The organism is Pseudomonas sp. Marseille-QA0892 (assembly GCF_054950135.1).
The window spans coordinates 1,969,552-1,994,798 of the sequence record NZ_CM143104.1 but is presented as its reverse complement, the minus strand read 5'-3'; the positions used below and the strand labels follow the sequence as shown (position 1 = coordinate 1,994,798).

Annotated in this window: 21 protein-coding genes; 18 read left to right on the top strand and 3 right to left on the bottom strand. The window is 60.6% G+C overall.

The genetic code is table 11. The features are described from left to right. The first annotated feature begins 2 nt into the window (after window positions 1-2). From sctJ to ACY8D3_RS09140, 17 genes are all read left to right on the top strand, one after another. Window positions 3-794: a type III secretion system inner membrane ring lipoprotein SctJ gene (sctJ, locus tag ACY8D3_RS09220; protein ID WP_462383583.1), complete on the top strand. Its 792-nt coding sequence runs from the start codon at window positions 3-5 to the stop codon at window positions 792-794. Then, the gene (locus ACY8D3_RS09215; protein WP_462383581.1) at window positions 791-1,432 is read left to right on the top strand and encodes a hypothetical protein; all 642 of its coding nucleotides are present in this window, start codon (window positions 791-793) and stop codon (window positions 1,430-1,432) included. The genes sctJ and ACY8D3_RS09215 overlap by 4 nt, the downstream gene beginning before the upstream one ends. Further along, window positions 1,432-2,025: a FliH/SctL family protein gene (locus ACY8D3_RS09210; RefSeq protein WP_462383579.1), complete on the top strand. Its 594-nt coding sequence runs from the start codon at window positions 1,432-1,434 to the stop codon at window positions 2,023-2,025. The genes ACY8D3_RS09215 and ACY8D3_RS09210 overlap by 1 nt, the downstream gene beginning before the upstream one ends. Then, on the top strand, window positions 2,022-3,371 hold the full coding sequence (locus tag ACY8D3_RS09205) for a FliI/YscN family ATPase (protein WP_462383578.1): 1,350 nt from the start codon (window positions 2,022-2,024) through the stop codon (window positions 3,369-3,371). The genes ACY8D3_RS09210 and ACY8D3_RS09205 overlap by 4 nt, the downstream gene beginning before the upstream one ends. Continuing rightward, window positions 3,368-3,850 carry a hypothetical protein gene (locus tag ACY8D3_RS09200; protein ID WP_462383576.1) on the top strand — a complete coding sequence of 161 codons (483 nt, stop codon included), beginning with the start codon at window positions 3,368-3,370 and terminating at the stop codon, window positions 3,848-3,850. The genes ACY8D3_RS09205 and ACY8D3_RS09200 overlap by 4 nt, the downstream gene beginning before the upstream one ends. Before the next feature lie 2 nt (window positions 3,851-3,852). Then, window positions 3,853-4,893 (top strand): type III secretion system cytoplasmic ring protein SctQ, encoded by a 1,041-nt coding sequence (gene sctQ / locus ACY8D3_RS09195; protein WP_462383574.1) that lies wholly within the window; start codon window positions 3,853-3,855, stop codon window positions 4,891-4,893. Beyond that, window positions 4,886-5,542: a type III secretion system export apparatus subunit SctR gene (sctR, locus tag ACY8D3_RS09190; RefSeq protein WP_462383572.1), complete on the top strand. Its 657-nt coding sequence runs from the start codon at window positions 4,886-4,888 to the stop codon at window positions 5,540-5,542. Before sctQ ends, sctR begins: the two co-directional genes overlap by 8 nt. Window position 5,543: 1 nt before the next feature. Next, on the top strand, window positions 5,544-5,813 hold the full coding sequence (gene sctS, locus ACY8D3_RS09185) for a type III secretion system export apparatus subunit SctS (RefSeq protein ID WP_462383570.1): 270 nt from the start codon (window positions 5,544-5,546) through the stop codon (window positions 5,811-5,813). 6 nt (window positions 5,814-5,819) lie between these two features. Further along, window positions 5,820-6,638 (top strand): type III secretion system export apparatus subunit SctT, encoded by an 819-nt coding sequence (gene sctT / locus ACY8D3_RS09180; RefSeq protein ID WP_462383568.1) that lies wholly within the window; start codon window positions 5,820-5,822, stop codon window positions 6,636-6,638. Between the two features lie 249 nt (window positions 6,639-6,887). Next, on the top strand, window positions 6,888-7,670 hold the full coding sequence (locus ACY8D3_RS09175) for a lytic transglycosylase domain-containing protein (protein ID WP_462383566.1): 783 nt from the start codon (window positions 6,888-6,890) through the stop codon (window positions 7,668-7,670). Window positions 7,671-7,938: 268 nt separating this feature from the next. Then, window positions 7,939-10,050 (top strand): EAL domain-containing protein, encoded by a 2,112-nt coding sequence (locus ACY8D3_RS09170; protein WP_462383564.1) that lies wholly within the window; start codon window positions 7,939-7,941, stop codon window positions 10,048-10,050. A 161-nt stretch (window positions 10,051-10,211) separates the two neighbouring features. Then, the gene (locus ACY8D3_RS09165; protein ID WP_462383562.1) at window positions 10,212-10,547 is read left to right on the top strand and encodes a hypothetical protein; all 336 of its coding nucleotides are present in this window, start codon (window positions 10,212-10,214) and stop codon (window positions 10,545-10,547) included. A gap of 72 nt (window positions 10,548-10,619) precedes the next feature. Then, window positions 10,620-11,666, top strand: coding sequence for an EscU/YscU/HrcU family type III secretion system export apparatus switch protein (locus ACY8D3_RS09160; protein ID WP_462383560.1), 1,047 nt, complete (start codon window positions 10,620-10,622; stop codon window positions 11,664-11,666). A gap of 46 nt (window positions 11,667-11,712) precedes the next feature. Next, window positions 11,713-14,565: a LysM peptidoglycan-binding domain-containing protein gene (locus tag ACY8D3_RS09155; protein WP_462383558.1), complete on the top strand. Its 2,853-nt coding sequence runs from the start codon at window positions 11,713-11,715 to the stop codon at window positions 14,563-14,565. Window positions 14,566-14,782: 217 nt separating this feature from the next. Then, window positions 14,783-17,641, top strand: a complete 2,859-nt coding sequence (locus ACY8D3_RS09150; RefSeq protein ID WP_462383556.1) for a hypothetical protein — start codon at window positions 14,783-14,785, stop codon at window positions 17,639-17,641. Between the two features lie 75 nt (window positions 17,642-17,716). After that, entirely contained in the window at window positions 17,717-20,377 is a 2,661-nt protein-coding gene (ligD, locus tag ACY8D3_RS09145; protein WP_462383554.1) for a DNA ligase D, read from the top strand. A gap of 142 nt (window positions 20,378-20,519) precedes the next feature. Further along, the gene (locus tag ACY8D3_RS09140; protein WP_462383552.1) at window positions 20,520-21,479 is read left to right on the top strand and encodes a quinone oxidoreductase family protein; all 960 of its coding nucleotides are present in this window, start codon (window positions 20,520-20,522) and stop codon (window positions 21,477-21,479) included. Between the two features lie 248 nt (window positions 21,480-21,727). Here the strand turns inward: ACY8D3_RS09140 and ACY8D3_RS09135 are convergent, their stop codons facing one another. Further along, window positions 21,728-22,120, bottom strand: a complete 393-nt coding sequence (locus tag ACY8D3_RS09135) for a lysozyme inhibitor LprI family protein (RefSeq protein WP_462383550.1) — start codon at window positions 22,118-22,120, stop codon at window positions 21,728-21,730. Between the two features lie 158 nt (window positions 22,121-22,278). Then, window positions 22,279-23,049 (bottom strand): 3-hydroxybutyrate dehydrogenase, encoded by a 771-nt coding sequence (locus tag ACY8D3_RS09130; RefSeq protein ID WP_462383548.1) that lies wholly within the window; start codon window positions 23,047-23,049, stop codon window positions 22,279-22,281. Window positions 23,050-23,152: 103 nt separating this feature from the next. Here ACY8D3_RS09130 and ACY8D3_RS09125 point away from each other — a divergent pair, with 103 nt between their 5' ends. Then, window positions 23,153-23,590 carry a DUF192 domain-containing protein gene (locus tag ACY8D3_RS09125; protein ID WP_462383546.1) on the top strand — a complete coding sequence of 146 codons (438 nt, stop codon included), beginning with the start codon at window positions 23,153-23,155 and terminating at the stop codon, window positions 23,588-23,590. Between the two features lie 121 nt (window positions 23,591-23,711). Here ACY8D3_RS09125 and xylB read toward each other — a convergent pair whose 3' ends face one another. Then, entirely contained in the window at window positions 23,712-25,217 is a 1,506-nt protein-coding gene (xylB, locus tag ACY8D3_RS09120; RefSeq protein WP_462383544.1) for a xylulokinase, read from the bottom strand. Between the last annotated feature and the right edge of the window lie 30 nt (window positions 25,218-25,247).

Here is a 25,247-nt window from a genome sequence, read left to right as displayed (position 1 = left end):
CGATGCGCATCGCCAACCATTTTTTCAAGGCCGCCTGGCAACGTGTCACGCTGATTGCCCTCTGTGCAGCATTGCTTCAGGGCTGCGATACCGAGCTTTACAGCGGACTGCAGCAGCGCGAAGCCAATCGCATCGTCTCGACACTGTTGGCGCAGGGCATTTCTGCCGACCGTGTGACGCAAAAGGACGGTACATCGACCGTCACCGTGGATAAGCAACGCTTCGCCGAGGCGATGGACCTGCTCGAAGCGGCCGGCCTGCCTGAGCGCAACTTTGCCAACCTGGGCGATGTGTTCCAGAGCAATGGGCTGGTCTCGTCCCCGGTGCAGGAGAAGGCGCAGATGATCTATGCACTGAGCCAGGAGCTTTCCCATACGGTTTCCCAGGTGGATGGCGTGCTCTCGGCACGCGTGCATGTCGTTCTGCCCGACAACGACCTGCTCCGGCGAGATGCGGTGCCTTCATCAGCTTCGGTGTTCATTCGCTATGACCCATCACTCGACATCAACCGGCTGATTCCGCAGGTCAAGACGCTCGTGGCCAATGGTATTTCCGGCCTTGGTTACGACGGCGTCTCGGTCATTCCCGTGGAGGCGCCGGCACGCGTCGCCGTCCCGGAAGTACCACTGACGTCTTTTCTGGGTATGACGTTGCAGGCGGATAGCCTTGCACGTGCCCAATGGCTGTTCGGTCTTGGCCTGCTCGCTTTGCTCGGGCTGGCGGGTTCACTCGTATACGTGCTCGTTCGTCGGCCCTCCGGTCCACGGACCTATGCGCTGACGGTTACGTCATGAGTCCCTATCCAGAAACCGCGCGCGAGTGGGCGTCGCCCGATATCGAACGGGTATTGATGAAGCTCGCGCCGGATCGCCTGGCGCAGTGTTTCGAGCCGGCAAATGTGCCGAGCGATGTAGCGCAACGCCTCCTCGACGCGCCGCGCTTTCACCCCAGGCTCATGCGGGTCATCGAGCGACACTTCGAACTGGGTGACCCTGCAGTCGCCTTCCAGGCCGACCCGGCCGCTCGGTTCGTTCTCCTTGCCAGCGACGATGCGAAGAAGACGTTCGCGCTCGCATGCGGCACGGTGCTGTACGCACAGGCGTTCACCACCATCGTTGAGGCAGCCAAGGTGCGTGCCTTGAGGGAGCGTTTCGGTAGCGAGGTGCTGGAGCGCGCGCTCCGCCTTCGCCATCTCGGACTGGCCGTCGAGCGGATGACAGACATGGATGCGTTACAAGCCGGTATCGAGCGTGACGGCGAGGCGTGCATCGAGGCATGGCGCCGGGAGTTGCCGCCAGCGCTTGCGGGCTGGCTCCGTATGGACGCGAGCGACTCGGGCGGCAAGCCGCCTTTGAGCGACGCCGTACGATCCAAGGGGCCAGAAATTGTCCGGGCCCTTGCAAGGGAATGGCTCACTGCAGAGGAAAGTTGATGACCCAGGCATTACCGAACCGACCAGCCGGCCCCATTATTCGGTCCGAGCACGTCGATTGCTGGACCGATGGCTTCGCGTTCCTCGAAGAAGCACACCGTGAGGCAAGCCGAATTCGTGAAGAGGCCGAGCAGGAAGCCGAAGCTCGTTTTGCACAAGCCCATGCAGAAGGCTTGCAGGTGGGGCGGTACGCGGCGGCCGAGCTGCTTGCCCGGGCACGTGCCCGCCTGGACAGCTACGTCTCGGGTCTGGAAGGACAGATGGCGGAGCTGGCCGTCACGCTGGTTCGCCAACTCGTGCTCGAACAACCCAAGCCCGATGTCATCGCTGGATTGGCAGCCCGTGCGTTACAAGGCTATCGCGACAAGCAGGGCCTAAGCCTGCATGTCCCGCCCGAATGGGCCGAACCCGTCCAGGCGAGGCTTGAGGCCGCCTTGCCGATGGCAGATGTGCCCCGGATCGTCTCTGACCCCCAGCTCGAGGGCGTACAGGCCACCCTCGTGGGACCGTTCGCGGTCGTCGACCTTGACCTCGAGTCCCAGCTGGACCAGCTGCTGGGCACGCTCCGTACGGCGGAGAGCAAAGCGGCATGAACCGGGTCTCGTTCCTGCCACAGCTGGACAACCTCATGCCGCGCCTCCACGAGCGTGCAGAAACGGCCCAGCCCAGGCAGGAAAGAGGCCGGGTTCGACGCGTGAATGGCGTCATGGTCCACGCCAGCGTCCCGATGGCGCGCATTGGTGAACTCTGCCATCTGCGCGATCCATTGACCGGCCGCAGCGTGCCGGCCGAGGTTGTCGGCTTTGTGGACGATGAGGCGATCCTGACGCCTATCGGCGATCTGCACGGCATCTCGACACGTTGCGAAGTCGTGACGACCGGAGACGTGCTCAGAGTGCCCATCGGCGAAGCGCTGTTGGGCGCCACCATGGACCCGCTCGGCAATCTTATGGACGGTACCGATCGGCAGCGTGAGGCGATGGCGCTGTTGCCGCGTTATCCCATCCATGCGGAACCACCGGCGGCCATGTCGCGGCAATTGATCGAAGAGCCGCTGCAGCTGGGTGTCCGCGCGGTTGATGGCCTGTTGACCGTCGCCCGTGGCCAGCGCGTAGGCCTATTCGGCGAACCGGGTGCCGGTAAGTCCTCACTGCTTTCCAGCATGGTCAAAGGGACGGACGCCGATGTGATCGTGCTGGCACTCATCGGTGAGCGCGGCCGTGAAGTGCGTGAATTGCTGGAGCGCCACCTCGAGCCGGCGGCCCGCCTGAAGACGATTACGGTCGTCGCCACGTCCGATCGACCGGCCATGGAGCGGGTGAAGGCGGCCTATGTGGCGACGCGCATTGCAGAATACTTTCGCGACCAGGGCAAGGGCGTGCTCCTGCTGATGGACAGCGTGACGCGTTTCGCCAGGGCGCAACGGGAAATCGGCCTCGCAGCGGGCGAGCCGCCGACCCGACGGGGGTTCCCGCCGTCACTCTTCGCGGCGCTGCCCCGGTTGCTCGAGCGAGCAGGTCCCGGCGAATGCGGCTCCATCACAGGCCTTTATACGGTGCTGACAGAAGGAGACGGCACCCTCGACCCGGTCGCGGAAGAGGTGATGTCCATTCTCGATGGCCACATCGTCCTCAGCAGCAAGCTCGCAGCGCGCAACCACTTCCCGGCCATCGATGTGCTGCGCAGTCGCAGTCGCCTGATGGACGTGGTAACACGCCCCATGCAGCGACACGCCGCTGCCAAGCTACGCGACACGCTTGCCCGTTACGAAGAGATCGAATTGCTGCTGCAAGTCGGTGAATACCGCAAGGGCACGGATCCGGAGACGGACGCCGCCATAGATCGATATGCCGCGCTACAAGGCTTCCTCAAGCAAACCGCCGCCGAGCGCTCGACCGCAAGCGAGACGCTGCAGGCCATGATGGAGATTGTGAAATGAACCCGAATTGGCTCGATCGATTGCATTCTCTGGCTGCCGGGCGGGAGCGGGCGGCTTCAGCTGTATTGGCCCGGCGCGTGCAGACTTTTCATAAAGCGAAACACGCCTGCGAAACGCTCGATGCATGGGCTCGGCAACAGCGTAGCGCATTGGACGACGCACAAGCGTCGGCCTGGGATGAGTTCATGGGCGGGCGGATCGACCATGTAGCGCTGGCTCGTCACGAAGCACGCGAGGCGATGCAAGCCCTGGAACGCGATACCCTCGCTGGGCAATTGGCCGAGGCCGATGCCACGCTTCAATCAGCGGATTCGGATCGACACGAAGCGATGCGTACGTATGCTGCCCGGCAGCGTCGCCTCCTGGCGCTTGAGACGCTGCGCGACCAACACCGAATTCGCGCTGTCCAACGGGCGCAGCTTCGTGAAGAAGACGACATGCTGCCGCAGCCGATTCAGGTCTGGAAGGATCGCCATTAAGCATGCTGCAGAACGGATTCGTTGCCTCTCCAAATCGCACTACCGCTTACCTCGATGAGCTGATCGAAACCCCGGCGGCCCTGGCCAAGCTCTACAATCGGCTGTACCGGCCAAGGACGCCCATAGCCTTGTCGGTCGCAGACCGCTCATTGCTGTTGCAGGCCTCGTTCGCAGCGCCTGACACGACGGGCGCCATCTCTCTGTCTGTCCGCCTAGACAGCGCTCATGCGCGTCTTCGATTGTCGCCTGAAGCCTGTGATCTGCTGACCACGACATTTGGCTTCGATTGGCTGGGCGCGGCGCCCCATCTCCAGGGCCTGTTGTTCGAGGTCGCCATGCTGCCGGCAATAGAGGCACTGGAGGCGCGACTGGGAATGACCATCCGCTTCGAACTGGACGCGCCTTCAGAGCCTGTCATGGAGCCCGTTACGCTCGGCTTCAGGGTAGGCGAGACCTCTGATGCGTCGGCTGTCCGACTGTGGCTGGAGTGCGAAGCCTGGGCCGCAACGCGGCTGGCCGACATGCTGGAGGATTTGCCAGCAGAGAATGTCCTCCCGCATGCCTTGCCGATTGAGGCCTGCGCAGAAGTTGGCTGGCAGCACCTCACGCTGGCGGACCTGAGAAGCCTGCGCCCCGGCGATGTGGTGATGCTCGAGCGCCCAGCCAGCGCCTACCAACTGAACCTATCCCAGCGCTATCGCGCCCCGTGTGCGCTTGCCGAGCCTGGCCGCCTGCGGCTGACCGGTGCGCTTGTACCGCTATCCAGAAGTGAGGAGTTGTCCATGCCTGCGTCGTTTGAGTCCAGAGAACAAAAGGAACCGTTCGATGATGTACCGGTACGGCTTGTTTGCGAGATCGGTCGAATCGAAATTGCGCTGGGCGATCTCAAGGCGTTAGGTGAGGGCAGTGTGCTGGCAATCGGCGGCGACCTGTCCGACCCGGTTCGTCTCGTCGCCAACGGCCAGTGTGTCGGCCGGGGCGAGCTGGTGAAGCTCGGAACAGGTCTGGGCGTCAGGGTGACGAGCTTCGCATCCGATGAATGATTACCAACCCAACCTGATCGAGATCATCCTCGTTGTTTCGACCATTGGCCTGGTGCCGTTGGCGGTAGTGACCCTAACGGGTTTCCTGAAAATCTCGGTGGTGCTGTTCCTCATCCGCAATGCGTTGGGTGTGCAGCAAACGCCGCCAAACCTGGTGCTCTACGGTATCGCGCTGATCCTTGCGGTCTACGTGACCACGCCAGTGGCGGGCGAGATGTTCCGCCAATTCGAAGACAGGCCGCTCAACCTTCAGAGCGTGGACGATATGCGCGATACGGCGGATACGCTGCGCGGGCCGCTTCAGGCGCACCTGTCCCGATATGCCGAACCGAACGAGCGGGCGTTCTTCCTGCAGGCCACCGAAAGTGTCTGGTCGGAAGAGGCTCGGGCGGATCTCAGGGATGATGACCTGGTGGTACTGATCCCGGCCTTCGTGAGTTCGGAGCTTACTCGCGCATTCGAGATCGGCTTTTTGCTTTACATCCCGTTCCTTGTCATCGACCTCATCGTCTCCAATGTGCTGATGGCGATGGGCATGATGATGGTGTCGCCGACGTTGATTTCCATCCCGTTGAAGATCTTCCTCTTCGTTGCGGTGGATGGCTGGTCGCGGCTGATGCACGGCTTGATCATGAGCTACGGAGGCTGACATGGGGCAGGCCGACTTTCTGTCCGTTGTGCAGGATGCGTTGCTCACGGTCTTGCTGTTGTCTGCCCCCGCGCTGGGGGTGGCCATCTTTGTCGGGCTAGGGGTAGGGCTTCTGCAGGCGTTGACGCAGATTCAGGACCAGACGTTGCCCCAGGCGGTCAAGCTCGTTGCCGTATTGCTGGTCCTGATCGTGGTTGGTCCGTTGTTGGGCGGCCAGGTCGTGAACCTGGCCAGCGACATGCTCGACCGCTTTCCGACCTGGACCCGCTGACCGGCCATGAATCCGGAGTTTGCCGACGCGCTGTTCGATCTCGCTTACCCGATGCTAAGTGCGTTCGGACTGGCTGTCGCGCGCTCTTTGGGGTTGGTGTTGATCACGCCCGCGTTCAACCGCCTGGGTCTGTCCGGGATGCTTCGGTCCGTTGTTGCCGTGGTGATATCGATCCCGATTGCACCTACGGTATTCATCGCGCTGGGCGACATGCCGTCGCCCTCCGCGTTGACCTACGCTGGCCTGTTGATGAAAGAGCTGGTAATTGGCCTCGTAATCGGGTTGATCTTCGGGATTCCGTTCTGGGCGGCGGAGGTGGCGGGTGAGCTCATCGACCTGCAGCGCGGTTCGACCATGGCGCAGTTGCTGGACCCGCTGAGCATTGGCGAGTCAAGCGTGATGTCGACCTTTTTGAGTGTCGTGCTGATCGCGCTGTTCTTCATGAGCGGCTGCTTCACGGCAATGCTGGAAGGTTTCTACCACAGCTATCACCTCTGGCCAGCACTTGCGTTCGTGCCCATGTTCAGCGACACATCGGCGTTACAGATTCTGCACCTGCTGGATCAGATGATGTACATCGGCGTCATGATGGTCGCACCGTTGGTGATTGCGCTGCTGGTCGCGGACCTGATGCTTGCCTACCTGTCGCGTATGGCGCCGCAGTTGCATGTGTTTGACCTGTCATTGCCGGTGAAAAACCTGCTGTTCGCCGTTCTGCTAACGGCCTATGCGGCCTTCCTACTGCCGTTTCTGTTTGGGCTATTGGGCGATTTGCCGGCGTCATTCAGCCGCTTGAGCGATGCGATGGCTGCGGTGGGTGAGTGAACGCGACCCAGGGTCAGCGCTTTCATGCAGTGCTAAAGCGTTGCCCCTCTACATTGTGACCACCTGTGTTTTGAGTGCGGGTGAGCTTGGTGCATTTAGCGCACGTGTAATTGGGACGAAACACTGGGCTGTCAGCCTTGAAGGCAGCTGAAGTCGGGTGATCGGGGTCGTCTCCCAGAGTGTTTGCTGACATTCCATATTGAGGTGGCTGACGGCAGGTACGCCATCGCAGCACCAGGGGAGCACGACATGAAGGTAGATACGCAGGTGTCAGGTTGGGAGTCATTCGTTGCGGATCGGACGGAACGGCGCGACGCCGCCGTAGACGACGCAACCCGCCAGCACTTCGAGGCCGAGCTCGAGCAGGCACGCGTCACGATGCAGGCCATGGGGATGGACACGCCGCAAGGTGTGAACTCCGTAGACGCACCGCAGCCGTCCGGGACGGGCGAGGCCCGCGATGCTGCGCCGAGAGCCGATGACGTCTCATACATCGATTACGATGTGAACGCACCGCTACCTACCAGCGCATCCGGGCCGCTGAGCGATAACCTCGGCGCCCTCGAGCCGTATCGCGAGGACATCCTTGCCGCCTCGGACGCGACCGGTGTGCCGCCCAATCTGTTGGCTGCGGTGATCTGGGATGAGTCGAAAGGCATCGCGTCCGCAGGCACGGTGAATGGCGAAAATGGCCTGACCGATACGGGCCTGATGCAGATCAACCCGCAGACCTATGCGGATCTACAGAACCGCAATCCCGAACTCCTGAGCGGTGATGCGTCCGACCCGCGCAACAACATCATGGGCGGCGCGCTGTATTTACAGGAGCAGTTCGAGCAATTCGGTAACTGGGACCTCGCTCTTCGCGCGTACAACTCAGGGCCTTTATCCGTCGATCCAACCGATCACACCCGATCCACGACCGGTTTTGGGACCATGAATTACGTGGAGAAGGTCAACTTCTACGCCGACCTGCTCGATCAGGGACAGGCGCTGCCGGATGGCTATCCGGGCGGCAACCAATACTACTGAGTCGGCCGCGTAACAGTCGGAGCGGACCTGTAGCCGTTCCGGCTCGATGCGCTGGGCACTTCTTTTGTTGAGCCCTGGTTGCTTCGAGCCTGATCTTCTAGCCGGTCATAAACGGCAGCCGCCAAGGCGCCGGCCGGTACGCGCCTGTATCGCCGGAAGCCATGGGTACCAACATTCCCTTGTGGACCAAAAGTTGAACACTGTCACATGATGGCAATATGATTCTGCTCTAATGCGACCGTCATGTATTCCCTGATGGTCACTCTGGATGGATCTCGCTCCGCTGCTCAAGCCTGTCGATCCGTTACACCCGTCGTTGAGCATCAGTGCGGTGGCGGACAAGCTGATGACCGCGCAGAGCAAGCGTTTTCTCTGCCTGCCGGTGGTCGATAGTGGGGGACGTCCGGTAGGGCTGATCAGCCGCTATCGGTTGCAGGATATCTTCATGACACGCTACGGCCGAGACCTCTGGGAGCGGCGGCCGGTCACCGACATCATGAATACCAACCCATTGGTCCTTCCACTCGGCACGCCGCTCGAAGCCGCAGCCGACGCGGTCACGGCGCAACTGCAATACCCGATCACCGAGGATTTCATCCTGGTCGACGAGGCAGGCCGATACCTTGGGCTTGGGATGGTGCTTGACCTGCTTAAGGCGATGGCGCGGGATCTTGGCCGTAACCGTCGCGTCATGATTCGCGCACAGCAGATTGCCGGGCTCGGCAGCTGGGAATGGCAGGCGAGCGACGACGTCCTTTCGTGGTCACCTCAGCTTAACCAGATGCTCGGCCTCAGCCATACGATGTCGCAAGCGCCGCTTGCCACCGTAATGGCGGTGGTCGACGCCGAGCCCGCGGCGCAGTTGCGGGACTTCTTCCGACTGGGCCACGGTAGCCAGCCCACCACGCTGGAGCTTCACCTAAAGGACGCTCACGGCGAACCTCGGGTGATCGAACTGCAGGGCGAGCATTACCGCGACCCGGAGAACGGTGAACGTCACGCCGTGGGTACGATGCAGGACATCACGCAGCGACGGATGACCGAGGCGCGCCTGGCCCATCTCGCCAGCTTCGACCATTTGACGCAGCTGCCCAACCGCTATCTCTTCCAGGACCGGCTCGAACACGCTGTGCTTCAGGCGGACCGAAAGGGCGCGTCGGTCGGCCTGCTGTTCCTTGATCTGGATCGCTTCAAGTGGATCAACGACGCGCTGGGCCATGCTGCCGGCGATGAGTTGCTCCAACAGGTAGCCGAACGCCTTTCTGGCCTCGTTCGTCGTTCCGACACGGTCGCCCGATTGGGAGGAGACGAGTTCACCGTCATCCTGGAAGAGCTTCGCGAACCGCAACAGGCCGCGGTCGTGGCGGAAAAGATCGGCGAACGCTTCAGCGAACCCTTCGAGCTGGCGGGCCGTTCCATTTCGGTCTCCACAAGTATCGGTATCACGCTGTATCCCGGCGATGCGCAAGATGTGGAGACTCTCCTGAAATGTGCCGATGCGGCGATGTATCAGGCAAAGGAACAGGGCCGTAACGGCTACTTCTTCTATACGGCGGAGCTCAACAAACAAGCGCACCGTCGTTTTCAGCTGGAAAACGGGCTGCGTACTGCGCTTGACCGCGGTGAGTTTCGCGTCGTGTTCCAACCGCAGCTGCATACCGCCTCGGGCCGGCTCGTCAGCGCGGAGGCCCTGTTGCGATGGGATTCGGAATGGGGGCCTATCGCGCCGACTGAATTCATTCCACTGCTTGAGGCTTCCCAGCTCATCGTTTCTGTCGGCCGCTGGGTCATGGAACAGGCCTGTGCTGCCGCAATGGAATGGCAGCGCCATGGGCTGGGCGGCGTCAGGGTCGCAGTGAACCTCTCTGTTTGCCAGCTACGGCAGCCGGAGTTCACCGTTAACGTAAAGGACATCCTGGCTCGCACCGGTCTGCAGCCCGAGCTGCTCGAAGTCGAGATTACGGAAAGTGTCCTGCTAGATGATCGGGGAAGCGCAGCCGCTCTGCTCGAGCTGAATGATCTCGGCGTCAGGGTCGCCATCGATGACTTCGGGACCGGATACTCGTCCCTGTCCTATCTCAAGCGATTTGCTGTGGACACGCTCAAGCTTGATCGCAGTTTCGTTCAGGACCTCACGGTCGATGCAGACGATGATGCGATCGCTTCCGCGGTTATCACGCTGGCCCATTCGCTCGGCATCACCGTGACGGCCGAGGGCGTGGAAACGCCGGTTCAGCGCCGATTCCTGAGCGAACGCGCCTGCGACCATCTGCAGGGGTACCTTATCAGCCAGCCACTGAATGGCTCGGCGTTCCTTGAATGGGCGCTCATCCAGGCCAAGGCGCTGCATACCACGTTGGAGCGCCGAGTAGCGATTTAACGTACCTGCAATCAGGTCGTAACCGACAGGCCCCATAGTGGCCTCAACGAGCGGCATACGCAGGGGTATGCGAGCCGCGAGCGGGCCTATACGGCCCGCCGAGCCTGTAGCGCCCAGTCGCTGTTGTCTGGCTCCGAATTCGATAAGAAGCGGAGCATTCCATGAGCCCAGTGTCGTGTGTCAAACCATCCGGACGTACCGGCGCATCCGGGGTGGCCGGGCGGTTCTTCCCGCTGGCCAAGCGGGCCGGCCGGAAGGAGGAGACGCCATACGCCTATGCACAGCCGGACACCCAGCCCCCGCTACGTCATGAGTGCATCGCGATAGGCCATCCAGGCGAAATCGCCGTTGATATCGTCCGCTGCAAAATACGGCCCGCTCGACTGACCTTCCACACACCCAAAGCGCCGAACGAGGCGTCTGTAAACGGCCGCCGCCGTGCCGGTGAGGAAGGCAGGCCCCTTAAGCGTGCACCCGGCTACCAGCGAATTGAATGATGTGCAGCGTCCGGCCGATGGTGTTTCGAACGCTGTCGGCCAATTGGTATTCCGTCACCGGCCACGTTGTCCATGAGCGATAAAAGCGAAGAAAAATCCCAGCCGGCCTCCGAAAAGAAACTGCGCGAGGCCCGGCAGAAAGGGCAGCTCTCCAAGAGCCAGGACATGGTTACGGCCATGGTCATGCTGGTGTGCACGCTTTGCGTCACCTGGCTCGTGGCGGATATCGAAGGTCGCGTCCGCCAGTTCCTGTTCCTCGTAGGCCGTATCTATGTCGAGCCGTTCGCAAGCGTCTGGCCAAGGCTGCAGGCCGAAGCCACAGGGCTATTGCTGGCGTCCACGGTACCCATCCTCGTCGCGACGGTTGCGACGGTCATTCTTACGAACATCGTGACCATGCGAGGAATGGTGTTCACCGGTGAGCCCATCAAGCCGGACCCCAAACGTATCGACCCGGTGGCCGGCTTCAAGCGCATGTTCTCGATGCGCAGCATCACGGAATTCCTCAAGTCGCTCTTCAAGGTTTCGCTGGTTGCCGTCGCATTCGTTCTCGTCTATCGCACGGGCCTGCAAGCACTTATGGAATCTTCCCGATGCGGGGCTCCCTGCATCTATTCATCCTTCACTGCACTCCTGACGCCACTGGTCATTACCGCGCTGATTGCGTTCCTGTTGGTCGGCGGCCTGGATGTGCTCGTTCAGCGCTGGCTGTTCCAGCGTGAGATGAAGATGACGAAGAGCGAAACCAAGCGCGAGCACAAGGACACCGAGGGTGACCCGCTGATCAAACGGGAGCGGCGCAAGCTTAGGCAGGAAATGCAGCATTCGACCGCCAAGGTAGGGCTGGACCACGCCAACCTCGTCATCGGCCAGGCCGGAGGGTGGGCTGTAGGACTTCGTTACGTGCGAGGTCAGACGCCAGTGCCGGTTGTTGTCTGCCGTGCGGCACCGGATCAATCCGCTGCACTGCTCGAACGTGCGACAAGCCTTGGCCTGCCGCAGTCACAGGATGCGGCGCTAGCACAGGGCATCGCCCAGCGCGCCCCAGCAGGCAGCCCGTTACCCGATCGCTATTTTCAGCAAGTCGCGGACATTCTCGTCGCGGCCCGGCTCATCTAAACCAACCGGCCCCGCGGTCCGTGGCCCTCGATACAGGAGTGTTGCAATGCCCATGCTGATCGACGACTCCGGCGCCCGCCGGCTTGCTTCCAAACTCGTTCCGCAGCAGCTTCAGGAGGAGCGGGACCGTTTCCGCTCTGCCGTGAACAAGGCTCAAAGCGAGCGGGCGAAAGCATCCGATGACAAGCGATTCGACAGCATCGGACCCCAAGAGCGCCTGGTGGTCGTCGAGCAGGGTGATCGCCTCCTTGAGATTGCGGCCGAAACGAATGTCGAGCTGGACGAGATAGCCACGGTCAACCCGCAGCTCGAAAACGTCGATTTCATCAGGACAGGCGAGGTGCTGTTCCTCCCGCCGCCATCGCCAACCGAAATTGCGGCTCGGCCGGATGGCCTCGATGTGTTTCGCGATGGGCTCTATCAACGCGGCAACGCCATTGAATACGCCGATGCGGATAGCACCGATCACCGGGCTGAAATCGACATGCTGACGGACGACACGGTCGAGTTCCTCTCGGCGCTTCCGGATGGCTACCGCGAGATCGCCACCCAGCACCTCTTCGACCACGACTGGACCGACGCCGGCCCTGCGCAGATGGCGATCGAACAAGCAGCCGATCAGATCGGCCAGGAGCTGAAGCACTCAACCCACCAAGGGCCGGAGCTCGAAAACGAAGTCAGGGATGTCCTGGCGAATCTCGGCGACCAGGTATCGCCACAGAGTGCGCTTGCTGCGTTGGATATGGCTTATGCCACAGCAAAGCCGGATGTCCAAAGCGCTTTGCTGCGTGCGCCGGCTGCTCGCGAGATCATCAGCCAGGCGAGCGATTACGTCATGAGCGCACTCGACGACAAACCCAAGGGCGCGCTGGATATCAGCACGGCTGAGCTTGAACTGGCCAGCCGCCTCAATACGATGTCCATGACACTGTCACCGGAGATGCGCACGCGTCTATTCGAATCGGTCGTACCGGCGCTCGAGGAGGAGTACACGCAACGGGCAGGTACGGACGATGCGCTGACGTTCGGCTTCGGTGGCACCGAGCAGATGTTCGATGCGATCAAGCGACTTGACCCTGCGCGAGATCAGCGCAGCATCGAAGGACTGGCGGAAATTGGTATCTGGCACCATCAGGTCGTTCACATGCAGCCGGCCGAGGGCGGCATGCTCGCCTACATGCTGGAGATCGCAACACCGTCCGAGCCACAGCTGAAGAACGATGTCTTCAACTCTGTTATCGCGCCCGGCTTCGAGCAGGACCGGCGAGAGACGTCACAGCGCATCGAGGAGTACCAGCAGCACTTCATGGAGCTCAGCTGGCTGTCCGAAAACGGCGGCGCCGTGATGACGGACGAGCAGCTTGAGCAAGCTGTGTCCGACTTCACTGTCAACAATCCGGAGTGGAGCGCGACCGCGGACGAGCTGCGTGCGCGTATCGCCCAGGAAGGCGAGCAATACATCGAGCAGCTGAGCGTGCTGGAGGCGCGCTACCCCGAGTTGTTCAATGCCGAAGGCGGGGAGATGGCGGAACGGCTCGAACAGTTGCCTACGGACAGTGATCGGGAGATCGCCAAGGCCTATCTGGAGCACCTCGACAGCCCAGAAGTGACGATGTCCATGCGCATGGCCATTGAAGAAAAGCCCGCGCTCATGGACGACGGGTTAGTCATGCAACGCGTGGGTCAGTTCGGGAAAATGACGGATCGCGGGCGGAAGTTCGTCGAAGAAGTGGCTTCGCTCTATGTCCGGCGTGAAATGATCCCCGCACTTGTGGACTTCAACAGCAAGGACTTCGGCAGTCGTGCCCTGGCGCACGAAAACCTGAGCCTTCTCAAGTCGGATAACTTCGCCAAGCTTCTTGGCGTCTCGCCCAAATCGCTCGACAACGCCGTCGCTGCCATCGAGGACACATGGCCCAATGCCGGTACCTTCGCTACTGAGGCGGATTGGAATGCCCGCCTGAAAACGATGGATAGACGCCTGGGTAGCGTCCGAGCCTTCCAGGCCGACATGCCGGGAGGATTGGCGCTACGCCTGGTGGGTGTTGCCGGTGCTTCGGTAAGCCTGGCGAACAGCGGAAGGCTCGCCATCGAGGATCCCAATTTCGCCACGGTCGGCAAGGCGCTCTTTGAATCGGTAGGGCTTGCGCAAAAAGGCATCGAGATCGCAGCGGCCTACAGCGACAAAGTAGCCGCGACCTCAGCGGCCAAGTTGTTTGGCAGCAGCCGTGCGCCCGCCGTCAAAGTGCTTGGCAGCGTGACCTCTGCATTCGATTTCTATTCGGCATACAAGGCGGCCGAGAGTGGCGACACCCGGGGCGCGGTGCTCTACAGCGTGTCGGGCGCCGGCGGGATCGCCGCGGCAGCAGGGTCGGGATCATGGCTCGGTCCGGTAGGCATCACCGTCAGTGTTGCGGCCACCATCGCCATCATGCAGCACCAGAAGGCGCAATACGCGAGCCAGTATGAAACCCCGGAGACCATCAACTTCCTCACCCATGCGGGCTTGAGCGAGCGCTCTGCTGAAATTCTTTCCAACCAGAGCGGCGAGGGCTACAGCGTGCTCCCGCTCATCGCACGTTATGCCGAGCACAAGGGCCTGGACCTCAGCCAACCCGCGGATCAGGCCGAGCTGGTGACATGGCTGAACGGCATGCCCGACAAGTCCCTGGAGATGTTCCGCGACAACATGCACCGCGTGCTGGACCAGCAGAAAAACGACGTTGATAGCTTCCCGGCCACAGACGAGAAGGGAGATCGGCAATTTGCCGAAGGCTTGGAGAACTGGGATCTGCGCTACAACACCACGCACGCGACCGAGAATGGGCATGGCTACCCACGCAGCTTCGCCCAGTTGGACATGACGCTCGAGGTGTTGGGCGTGGAGCCGCTGGTGTAACCACAGCGGACGGGCTCGGCTGACGGCTTCGCAGCAGCGCGCCTGGTGTAATTGCAACCCCAGGCGCGCAGATAGCCTACGCGCCTTCCCGCGTGCGTTAGCTAACAGAGTCTGCCGATCCGTTATTTTCCGTGCGCCGCGAATATCCGCTTCGCGGCGCGGCTCATTCAGATGTGGCTTTTTGGATTCGTGGCTGCATCCAAACAGAGGTAGTGCAATGTCTACGTTGATCGATAACAACGGCGCGCGCCAGGTCGCCTCCAAGTTCGTCCAGGCTCAATTGCAGGAAGAACGGGATCGTTTTCGCGCCGCTGTGAACAAGGCGCAGGGCGAGCGAGCGAAAGCCTCCGACGACAAGCAATTTCAAGGCATCGGGCCACAGGAGCGTATGGTGGTGGTCGAGGAGGGCGACCGCCTGCTGGAGATCGCTGCCGCTACCCAGGTGGACCTGGAAGCGATTGCACTGGCCAATCCCCAGCTCGAGAACGTGGACTTCATTCGAACAGGCGAAGTGCTTTTCCTTCCGCCCCCCTCGCCGAGCGAAATTGCGGCGCAGCCGAATGGTCTCGATACCTTTCGTGATGAGCTCTATCAGCGCGGCAGTGCGATTGAATATGCCGATGCGGGCAGTACCGATCACCAGGCCGAAATCGGGCTGTTAGCGAACGACACGGCGGAGTTCCTCTCGGCGCTTCCCGACGGCTACCGCGAGATTGCCACCCAGCATCTGTTCGACCACGACTGGACCGATGCGGGGCCTGCGCAACTGGCGATCGAGCAAGCGGCCGAGCAAATCGGGCACGAGCTCAAGCGCTCCACCCACCAAGGGCCTGAGATCGAGACCGAAGTAAGAAACATCCTGCTGGGTCTCGGTGATCAGACATCGCCGCAAAGCGCGCTTTCACTATTGAATGCTGCTTACTCGGCAAGCCCGAGCGATGTCCAGCGTGCTCTGCTAAAGGCCCCCGAGTCACAACGGATTATCAAGGACGCGGCGGATTGGTCGGCTTTACCTCTTGCATCAGTGAACGAGCCTTCCCACGGCCATAGTCTGCGAAGTCTGACTATGGCGGAACGACTGGATGCAACGACGTTGACGCTTGATCCAGAGCTTAGAAGTCGCTTCATGGAACATTTCGCTCCGGCGCTTGCACGAGGAATGGATACGGTCCACCAGCGTGGAGACTCGCCTGAGGTCTGGCTACAGGCAACCGAAACAGTCCTTAACGTTACGAAGCAGCTTGATCCCGCACGTGACCACGCCGCAATCCAAGATCTAGCCAGCACAGTCGGGCTCAGCGCCTCTACCCCTTTCGTAGGCGTGAGGGAGGGGGGCTCTATGGCCTACATCACAGCGGTGGCTGCACAAAGCGATAAGTCGTCGGTCTATCCTGTGGATCAGGCACTAACCTATATCCTGAAACAGCAGAGCAGTGAAGTTTCCTCACATATACAGGCCTACCAACAGCATCTGATGCAGGTAAGCTGGCTATCGCAGAATGGCGGCACGGTAATGACGGATGCTCAGTTGGACGAAGCGGTATCGCACTTCACCGAGAGCAATTCGGAGTGGAGCGCTTCTGCCGATGAGCTTCGCGCGCAGATCGCGCGCGACGGCGAGATGTATATCGGATATCTAAGTGTGCTGGAGGCTAAATATCCGGCGCTGTTTGATTCTGACACCCAGCATATGTCCGAGGCAGTTGAGCGTCTTCCTACCGAAACGGATCGCGCCATCGCTCAGGCTTATTTGGATCAAATCAATAGTCCTGAAGCAATGATGGCGATGCGACTAGCAGTCGAGGACAAGCCTGGCCTATTAGATAGTGTTGGGGCTATGCAGCGCGTAGCACAGATAGGGAAGATGACGGACAGAGGCCGAAAACTGGTCGAGGAGTTAGCTTCGCTCTACATTCGTTCAAAAATGCTTCCTGCCCTTAGGCACTTTGATCCTAGCAATGCTGCAAGCCGAGCAGCAGTGCATGCCCAGCTGAACGCGCTCAAAGGCAGCGAGCTCGCAAAGATGCTCGGTGTGTCACAAGTCTCATTGAACAGGGCAATTGATGCCGTTGCCGCTACTTTGGCATCGCCGATCAAAGGTGGGACCGCTTCCGCTCAACCAGAAATGTTCGACGAGGCTATCAAAAAGATGGCCGGCCGCCTAAATGGTATCCGGGGGTTCCAAGCGGACACGCCCGGAGGAATGGCCCTTAGGCAGATCGGTGTTGCAGGCGCTATAGCCGGTCTGGCAAATAGCAGTACATTAGCAGCGCAAGACCCAAATTTCGGCAACATCGCGAAAGCACTATTTGATCTGGCTGGACTTGGCCAGAAGGGCATTGAAATCTCAGCGGTGTACAGCAACGCGCTCGCTAACCACACCATAGCTAGGGATTATCTTGGAAGCAGCCGTCTGCCTGCAGCAGCAGCGTTAGGTGCTGTGACCTCAGCATTCGATTTTTATTACGCCAAGATGGCAGCGGAAAGTGGCGATAGGACCGCAGCTACCCTCTATACCGTATCTGGGATAAGCGGCATCGCAGCTGCAGCAGGTTCAGGTTACTGGCTGGGGCCCGTCGGGATCATCGTAAACATGGGCAGTTTGTATATTTTGTCCGAACATCAAAGAGCCCAGCACGCGAGCCAGTACGAAACGCCTGAAACTGTTGAGTTTCTCAAACACGCTGGGTTCTCCGAAAGCGCCGCGCAGACGCTGTCGAATCAAAGCAGGGAGGGCTATAGCATTGTGCCGCTTTTGGCGCGCTATGCGGCCGAGAAGGGCTTGGATGTAAGAGATGAGCACGGCCAAAAGACATTCGTCAGCTGGGTGAACGATATGTCGCCGGAAAGGTTCGACGCGCTGGCTGGGAACTTGCGCAATGCTATCGATTCACATGGTGGAAATGCTTCGACATTCCCAGTGTCCGATCCAGCCATTGATGGTCGAGTGAAGCAAATGCTAGACGACCGTTGGATTGACGGTGAGAAAGAGTACATGAGTGGAAACAGCTCAGTGGCCACCTTCGTGCAACTCGATATGGCGTTGGACCAGATGGATATTCCACAACTGTCCTAACGTCACCGACGGACGCAAACGAACGCCTCGCGCTGGAATGTTTCTAACACCGAAACATCCGGACGAGGCGATTCCATGGCGAAGGCACTGGACGAGTACAACCGCAAGCGGGATTTCAAGGCGACGCCGGAACCGTCCGGCACGACCGGGCGTAGGCGGAAAAAGGACGCCAACAGCTTTGAGACGCTGCAGTTCTGTATCCAGAAGCATGATGCCTCGCACCTGCACTATGACTTCCGTCTCGAGCTGAACGGGGCACTCAAGAGCTGGGCAATTCCGAAAGGGCCCTGTCTCGATCCAAAAGTGCGTCGCCTTGCCGTGCACGTCGAAGACCATCCCCTAGATTACGCAACCTTCGAAGGTCATATCCCCGAGGGTCACTACGGTGCGGGCGATGTCATCGTGTGGGACCGTGGGATCTGGACGCCTGTGGGTGATCCGAACGAGTCGTACGAAAAGGGCAGGATGAAATTTGCGCTCGACGGCGAGAAGCTCAGCGGCGCCTGGAACCTCGTGCGTACAGGCATGGCTGGCAAAAAGGAGCAGTGGTTCCTTATCAAGTCTCATGATGATGCGGCTCGCCCGGAATCCGAATTCGACATTCTGGAGGCCGAACCTGACAGCGTGCTCAGCGACCGGACATTGATCCCTCGCGAGCGTGGCAAGACCAAGTCCGCCAAGTCCGCCAAGTCGACCAAGCCCGAAGCGGACTCCACCGAGGCCGTGAAGGCGCCGGCCAAGCGGGCCAGGAAAAAGGCGGACGACCCGGTACTCGAAGGCGCCAGGAAGGCCTCGTTGCCAGACCAGCTTTCACCTCAGCTCGCGACCTTGGTCGAGTCGGCGCCAAGTGGCGATTGGCGGTACGAAATCAAATTCGACGGCTACCGCATCCTGGCCCGCATCAGGGATGGCGAGGTCCGACTGTTCACCCGTAACGGCCACGACTGGACCGACAAGATGCCCAAGCAGGCCGAAGCAATTGCCGCGCTGGGGCTGCAGGAAGGCTGGCTCGATGGCGAAGTCATCGTACCCAACGAGGAAGGGCTGCCCGATTTCCAGGCGCTGCAGAATGCCTTCGAAGCTGCGCGCAGCGAGCGCATCCTGTACTACCTGTTCGATGCGCCTTACCTGAACGGCATGGATTTGCGGCAGGTCCCGTTGGAGCAGCGCCGTGAGGCGCTGGCCGCACTCTACCAACAGAATGAAAGTTCCTTGCTTCGCTTCTCGGACGATTTTGCCGAGGACGCGGCTAGCATGCTCACGAGCGCATGCCAGATGAAGCTCGAAGGCCTGATTGGCAAGCGGGCTGGTAGCACGTACACCTCCCGCCGTAGCAGCAGCTGGATCAAGATCAAATGCCAGAACCGACAGGAATTCGTGGTCGTGGGATATACCGATCCCAAAGGCAGCCGTAGTGGATTCGGCGCGTTGCTATTGGGCCTGCATGACGATGCCAGCGGCGAGCTGAAGTATGCCGGCAAGGTGGGTACAGGCTTCAATGAAGAAACCCTCAAGACCATCCTCGACCAGCTCAAACCGCTCGAAGCCAAGAAGGCAAGCGTCGCAAACCCTCCCAAGGGCGCCGATGCGCGGGGCGTTCATTGGCTCAAGCCCGAGCTTCTCTGCGAGGTGGCGTATGCGCAGATCACCCGCGAAGGGATCGTCCGTCACTCGGTCTTCCATGGCCTGAGGAACGACAAACCGGCCAAGGCGATTGGCCGTGAAACAGCGAAGCCGGCCGATGCTGTGGAGGAGGAAGGACAGGCGAAAGGAAAGACCAAACGTAATGCGCCGCAGCCAGTTACCAAGAAAGCTGCGGCGGCGCCCTCAGCTAAAAGCCGACAGACGCCCGATGTTGTCGGGATAAAGATCAGCCACCCGGACCGCGTGATCGATAAGACATCGGGTGGCACCAAGCTCGACATCGCTCGGTATTACGGCCAGGTCGCCGAGTGGATGCATCCTGAGATGGCCAAGCGCCCAGTCGCACTGGTGCGAGCGCCTGACGGTATCGAAGGCGAGCTGTTCTTCCAGAAACACGCGGACCGCCGCGCAATGCCTCACGTGGGACAGGTCAAGCATGAGAGCGAGCCCAAGCCGCTTTTCGTGGTCGATTCTGCCGAAGCGCTGGTTGGAGCCGCCCAGATGGGCGTGGTTGAGGTGCATGGCTGGAACGCCACAGTGCCAAACCTCGACAAACCAGACCGCTTCATTCTGGACCTGGACCCGGACCCGGCGCTGCCGTGGAAGCACATGATCGAAGCAACGCAGCTGACGCAGACCTTGCTCGATGAGATCGGGCTGAAATCCTTCCTCAAGACCAGCGGCGGGAAAGGCATGCATATCGTAGTGCCTATCTCTCGACGTCAGGGTTGGGATGAGGTGAAAGAGTTCAGCAAGGTCATCGCCCAGCACATGGCGAACCTGCTTCCCTCACGCTTTTCGGCTGTCAGCGGGCCAAAGAACCGCGTGGGCAAGATCTTCATTGACTACTTGCGTAATGGCCGAGGCGCGACCTCGGTGGCTGCCTATTCGGTTCGCTCACGTGAGGGCCTCCCGGTGTCGGTTCCGATTCACCGGACTGAACTTGAAGACCTTAAAAGCGCGAACCAGTGGACCATCCATAACCTCTTCGACCGTCTGGACGAACTCGGCGACGATGATCCATGGGCGGAGTTGAGCCGTGTGAAGCAAAACATCACGGCGAAGATGAGGAAGCAACTGGGAATGAAGTGACAAGCCGGTGGCTGTGGCGTTTGAGGTTGTAGTTGAGCCAGGAACAGGCGTGTCACACCCGATAAACAACCACAGCGTCCTGTGAAGGGGGCTTTTTCTGGAGCCATCCCTGCGCAAGCCGCCCCGCGCACGAGGAAGAACAGTGAAGGCAGCCGTATACGATCAGAATGGGGCACCGGAGGTGCTGCGCTATACCGATGTGCCGGATCCTGAGATCGGGCCGCGCGATGTCTTGATTCGCGTGGAAGCGATCTCCATTGAAGGCGGCGATGTGATCAACCGCCGCAGTTCGCCACCGGAGCATCGTGGCTATATTGTGGGCTACGCGGCAGCCGGAACGGTGGAGGCAGTCGGGAGTGACGTCACGGATCGCAGCGTCGGCGATCGAGTGACATCGTGGGGATTGAACGGGTCACACGCGCAACTCCGTGTGCTACCGGCGTGTCAGACCTGGTTGCTACCCCCGGATGTGAGCATGGCCGAAGCGGCCACTATTCCAATCGGCTTCGGGACTGCGCACCACTGTCTCTTCGCCCGTGGTCGGCTCTCGCACGGGAATACCGTCCTGATACAGGGCGGAGCCGGGGGGATCGGAATTGCAGCCGTGCAGCTTGCGCACCAGGCCGGCGCAACCGTAATCGCCGTCGCGAGCGGCGCAGATCGTGCGGAGAGACTCATCGGCCTCGGTGCGTCGAATGTGATCGACCGTACAACCGAATCTGTCGTGGATGTGGTGCGAGACCTGACTGATGGGCGCGGCGCTGATCTGGTCATCGACCCGGTAGGCTCCACCCTGGAATCCTCTCTTGCAGCACTGTGCGATGAGGGAACGCTCGTATCGGTGGGCAATGCTGGCGGCGCGGCGCTGACGGTAGACCTCTGGCAGGCGGTACAGCGAAATCAGTCAGTGCTCGGCGTATTCATGGGGTCCGTTTTGCCGCGCGCGGCAGTGCGCCAGACGATCGATGCCATGCTGGCCGATCTCTCGCAGGGCAAGCTTACCGTGCCGATTGATCGCGAGTTTCCTCTCGCCCAAGCCGCTGCTGCTCATCGCTACATCGAGGACAACAGGATTTTCGGCCGTGTACTTTTGTTGCCCTGACCGCTATCAGTCCGCCGGGGCAGGTGCATGGCCTGCCAGAATGCGCCCTCGATCACTGTGCCTCTTCTTTATTTAGAAAGGCGTGAAGGCCCGGTCGCCTGCAGACTTGAGTCCCATGAGACATTGCCACGCATCAATAACTGTATGAGTGGGCCGCTAGGCTTTTCCATGACCTACACGCCAGGCGCAACGCATGCTGACAAAGCTCTCGGAGCGAAGAACTGTAAGCACGTGCACCACGGGCGCCGTTACCGAGGACAGGCCAGATCACCCTCCGGGCAATCCATCTGCTTGGCGAGTGTTTCGGTTCGCTCGCGGGTCAGGTTGGTCAGGCAACTGCTATGGACCATGGGCTGGGCTGAACCGCCTTCCATGCCAGACGCGATGAAGGTGCATTCTGCATCACGAAAGCTGATCCATGCGCGCTGCGCATCCTTGAGCTTTGTTCGTCCGTTCTCGCTAAGCCGCTTGCGCAGCGTCTGGTACGTCTGATTCAGGGCCAGGTCTGCGGCGCGGTAGGCCTGGTCGGTGCAGGCGTTCAAATCCATTTGAGTTTGCGCCTTTGCACACGGATCGATGTCTGCCAATGCGGGCATGGGCGCGATAAGAGCGATCACCAGAAATGAAAGTTGGCGGTTCATACGGTTTCCTTTGTGTGCCTTGGGTGTTGAATGCCTAACGGCACCGCCAGCCGTGGCGGGGATTCTGAGGGCAGGGGGACAAACAAGGCGGCGAAATGACGCCAGCGTTGCGATGTTCTCTCCGTCAACCCGGACCGTGACCATGCAATGCGAGCCCGCTAGCGTGCCGTCCAACCGCCATCGATGCTCCAGGCAGCGCCGCGTACCTGTACAGCGGCGTCGCTGCACAGGAAGAGGGCGAGTTCGCCGAGCTGCTCGGGCGTGACGAACTCGACTGAGGGATGCTTTTCAGAAAGCAATTCGCGCTTCGCCCGTTCGGGATCGCCATGCGCTTCGGCCAGTTTGTCGATCTGCTTCTGCACCAGAGGCGTGAGGACCCAACCGGGACAGATGGCATTGCACGTGACGCCCGTTTTCGCTGTTTCAAGGGCAACGACCTTGGTCAGGCCGACGACCCCGTGCTTGGCGGCCACGTAAGCCGACTTCTCGACCGAACCCACCAGGCCGTGGGCTGAGGCAATATTGATGACGCGTCCCCAGTTGCGTTCCAGCATTCCCGGCAAGGCGAGTCGAGTGGTATGGAAGACCGCGCTCAGATTCAGCGAAATGACCGAGTCCCAGCGATCCACGGGGAATTCCACTACGGGCGCAACGTGCTGGATCCCGGCATTGTTGACGAGGATGTCGATACCGCCCAGATCGCTATCGGCATAGGCCTGCATGTCCGCTATGGCATCCGGATCCGACAGGTCTGCGCCGTGATGGAGAATCTTGGTGCCGAATCCCTCGACGCGGGCACGTGCTGCGTCGATATCACCAAACCCGTTGAGCAGGATATTCGCGCCTGCCTGTGCGAGGCGCTCAGCGATGCCAAGTCCGATGCCGCTGGTGGACCCGGTGACCAGTGCTGTCTTACCGTTGAGGTTCATGGCGGTTCCTTTTTGTTTTTAGGCTATGTGTCTACGAACGTTGGGGCGGATACGCGTTCCGTGTTGATGGTAGTCTCGCTGCCAATCAAGGGAGCGTCAGGCTATGAATATCTTTCGATACGTTGCGGTCGTTTCATTGTGTGTGTTGGCGGCGGATGCCACCGCCAATTCACCCCTGATGCCGTTGAAGATAGGCGATGCGGTATTACATGTCGAAGTGGCGGCGGATCCCCAGGCGCGCCAGTTGGGTTTGATGTACCGCAAATCCCTGCCGGCAGACCAGGGCATGCTGTTCCGGTTCGGACAGGCTGGAATTCAGTGTCTTTGGATGAAGAATACGTTCATCCCATTGACCGCTGCGTTTCTGGACGAAGAGGGGGCGGTAGTCGACCTTATCGATCTTGAACCGGAGAGTCTGGAAACGCGCTGCACCAAAGCGCCGGCGCTGTATGCGATCGAGGCCAATCAGGGATGGTTCGACAAGCATGAGATTCGACCGGGCGCGGTCGTTGAAGGCATCGAAGATCACATGGCGAAATGATCCCGGCACGCGTACGGACCGAGCCCGCAGAGGCTGCGTTGCACGGTCTCAGGACTGTTCGCTTCGTGATCATGCCCGGTCCTAACGAAGCCGGGCTGAAGCATGGACGCGGGCCTCAACGTCAGACGTGACCGTAGAGCGCCTGGATGTGCGCTTGATAGGTTTGATACACCTTCTGATAACGTTCCACATTTGGTGCGATTGGCTCGACCCGACTGTCCTCGTCGAGCGTGACGCATCGCTCGCAAAGCGCCTCCAGCGATATGGCCAGCCCTCGATGGCGTTGTTCACACCAGGCCGCTTGAATAGCGCCACCCAGTGCGGCCGCTTCGCTGTGTGTAGTCCGCACGACGGGCGTATTCATGATGTCCGCGACCACTTGGCGCCATAGCGCATTGTTGGAGCCGCCGCCAATGACACGGATCGCCTGGCTTTGGATGCCGCTGGCGCGAAGCAGGTCCAACCCGTGACGAAGACCAAAGGTGACGCCTTCGACCACGGCACGGCAAAGGTTGGCGCGCGTCAGGTTTTCTGTCGTGAGTCCGTGGAGGCTCGCTGTGCCGTGGGGAAGGGCAGGTACCCGCTCACCATTCAGGAACGGAAGCATTACGACGCCTTCGGCCCCGATGGGTGCTTCACCCAGGAGGCGATTGAACTCATCGAGGTCTATTTCCAGAAGGTCTCGTATCGCTGCGTTCGCGTTGGTGAGGTTCATCGTACAGATCAGAGGCAACCAGCCCCCGCTCGACGAGCAGAACGCGGCGACCGAAGCGTGGTCGCTGACGACGGGCGTATCGGAATACGCATAGAGCGTTCCGGACGTACCGAGACTCATGGTGACGACCCCTGGCGTGATATTGCCCGTGCCGATTGCTCCCATCATGTTGTCGCCACCACCGCTCGAGACGATCACGTCGGGGCTCAACCCAAGCCGCTCTGCCAAGGCGGGACGAAGTGTGCCAACCGGCTGATCGGCTTCGATGAGCGGTGGCAGTGCATGCTCGAGTCGCCCGGTTGGGTCGATCTGGTTCAGCAGGTTGCGATCCCACTGGCGCGAGCGAATGTTGAAGTAGCCCGTGCCCGACGCATCACCGTACTCGGCGCAATAGCGGCCGGTGAGCCAGAAGTTGAGATAGTCATGGGGCAGGAGAATGTGCGCAATACGCTCGAAGAGTGCTGGAAAGCGTTCTCGCATCCACGGCAGTTTCGAGAGGGTATAGCCAGGCGCGATAGCGATACCCAGCCGCTCCAGTGAACCCTGCGTGCCCCCCAGTTGGTCCAGCAGCGCATCGTTCTCGGCGGAAGATTCGGTATCACACCACAGCTTGGCGGGGCGAAGCACGTGCCCCGCTTCATCCAGCGCGACAAGACCGTGTTGCTGGCCCGAGACGCCGATTGCCTTGATCAGTCGCCCGTCGATGCCGGCTTGGCTGATGGCCGCTCGGGTCGCCTGTTCGAACGCTGCTGTCCATTGGGCGGGATCCTGTTCGCGACGGCCGTTGGCCTCGCTGACGAGCGTGTGCGAGGCGGAGCCGATACCGAGCGCTTCGCCCGTCACGACATCCAGAACGACGGCTTTCGTTCCCTGCGTGCCGCAGTCGACGCCCAGGTAGAGCGCATCTCTCATCGTGGACTCTCCGTCTGTCTTGTTATGTTG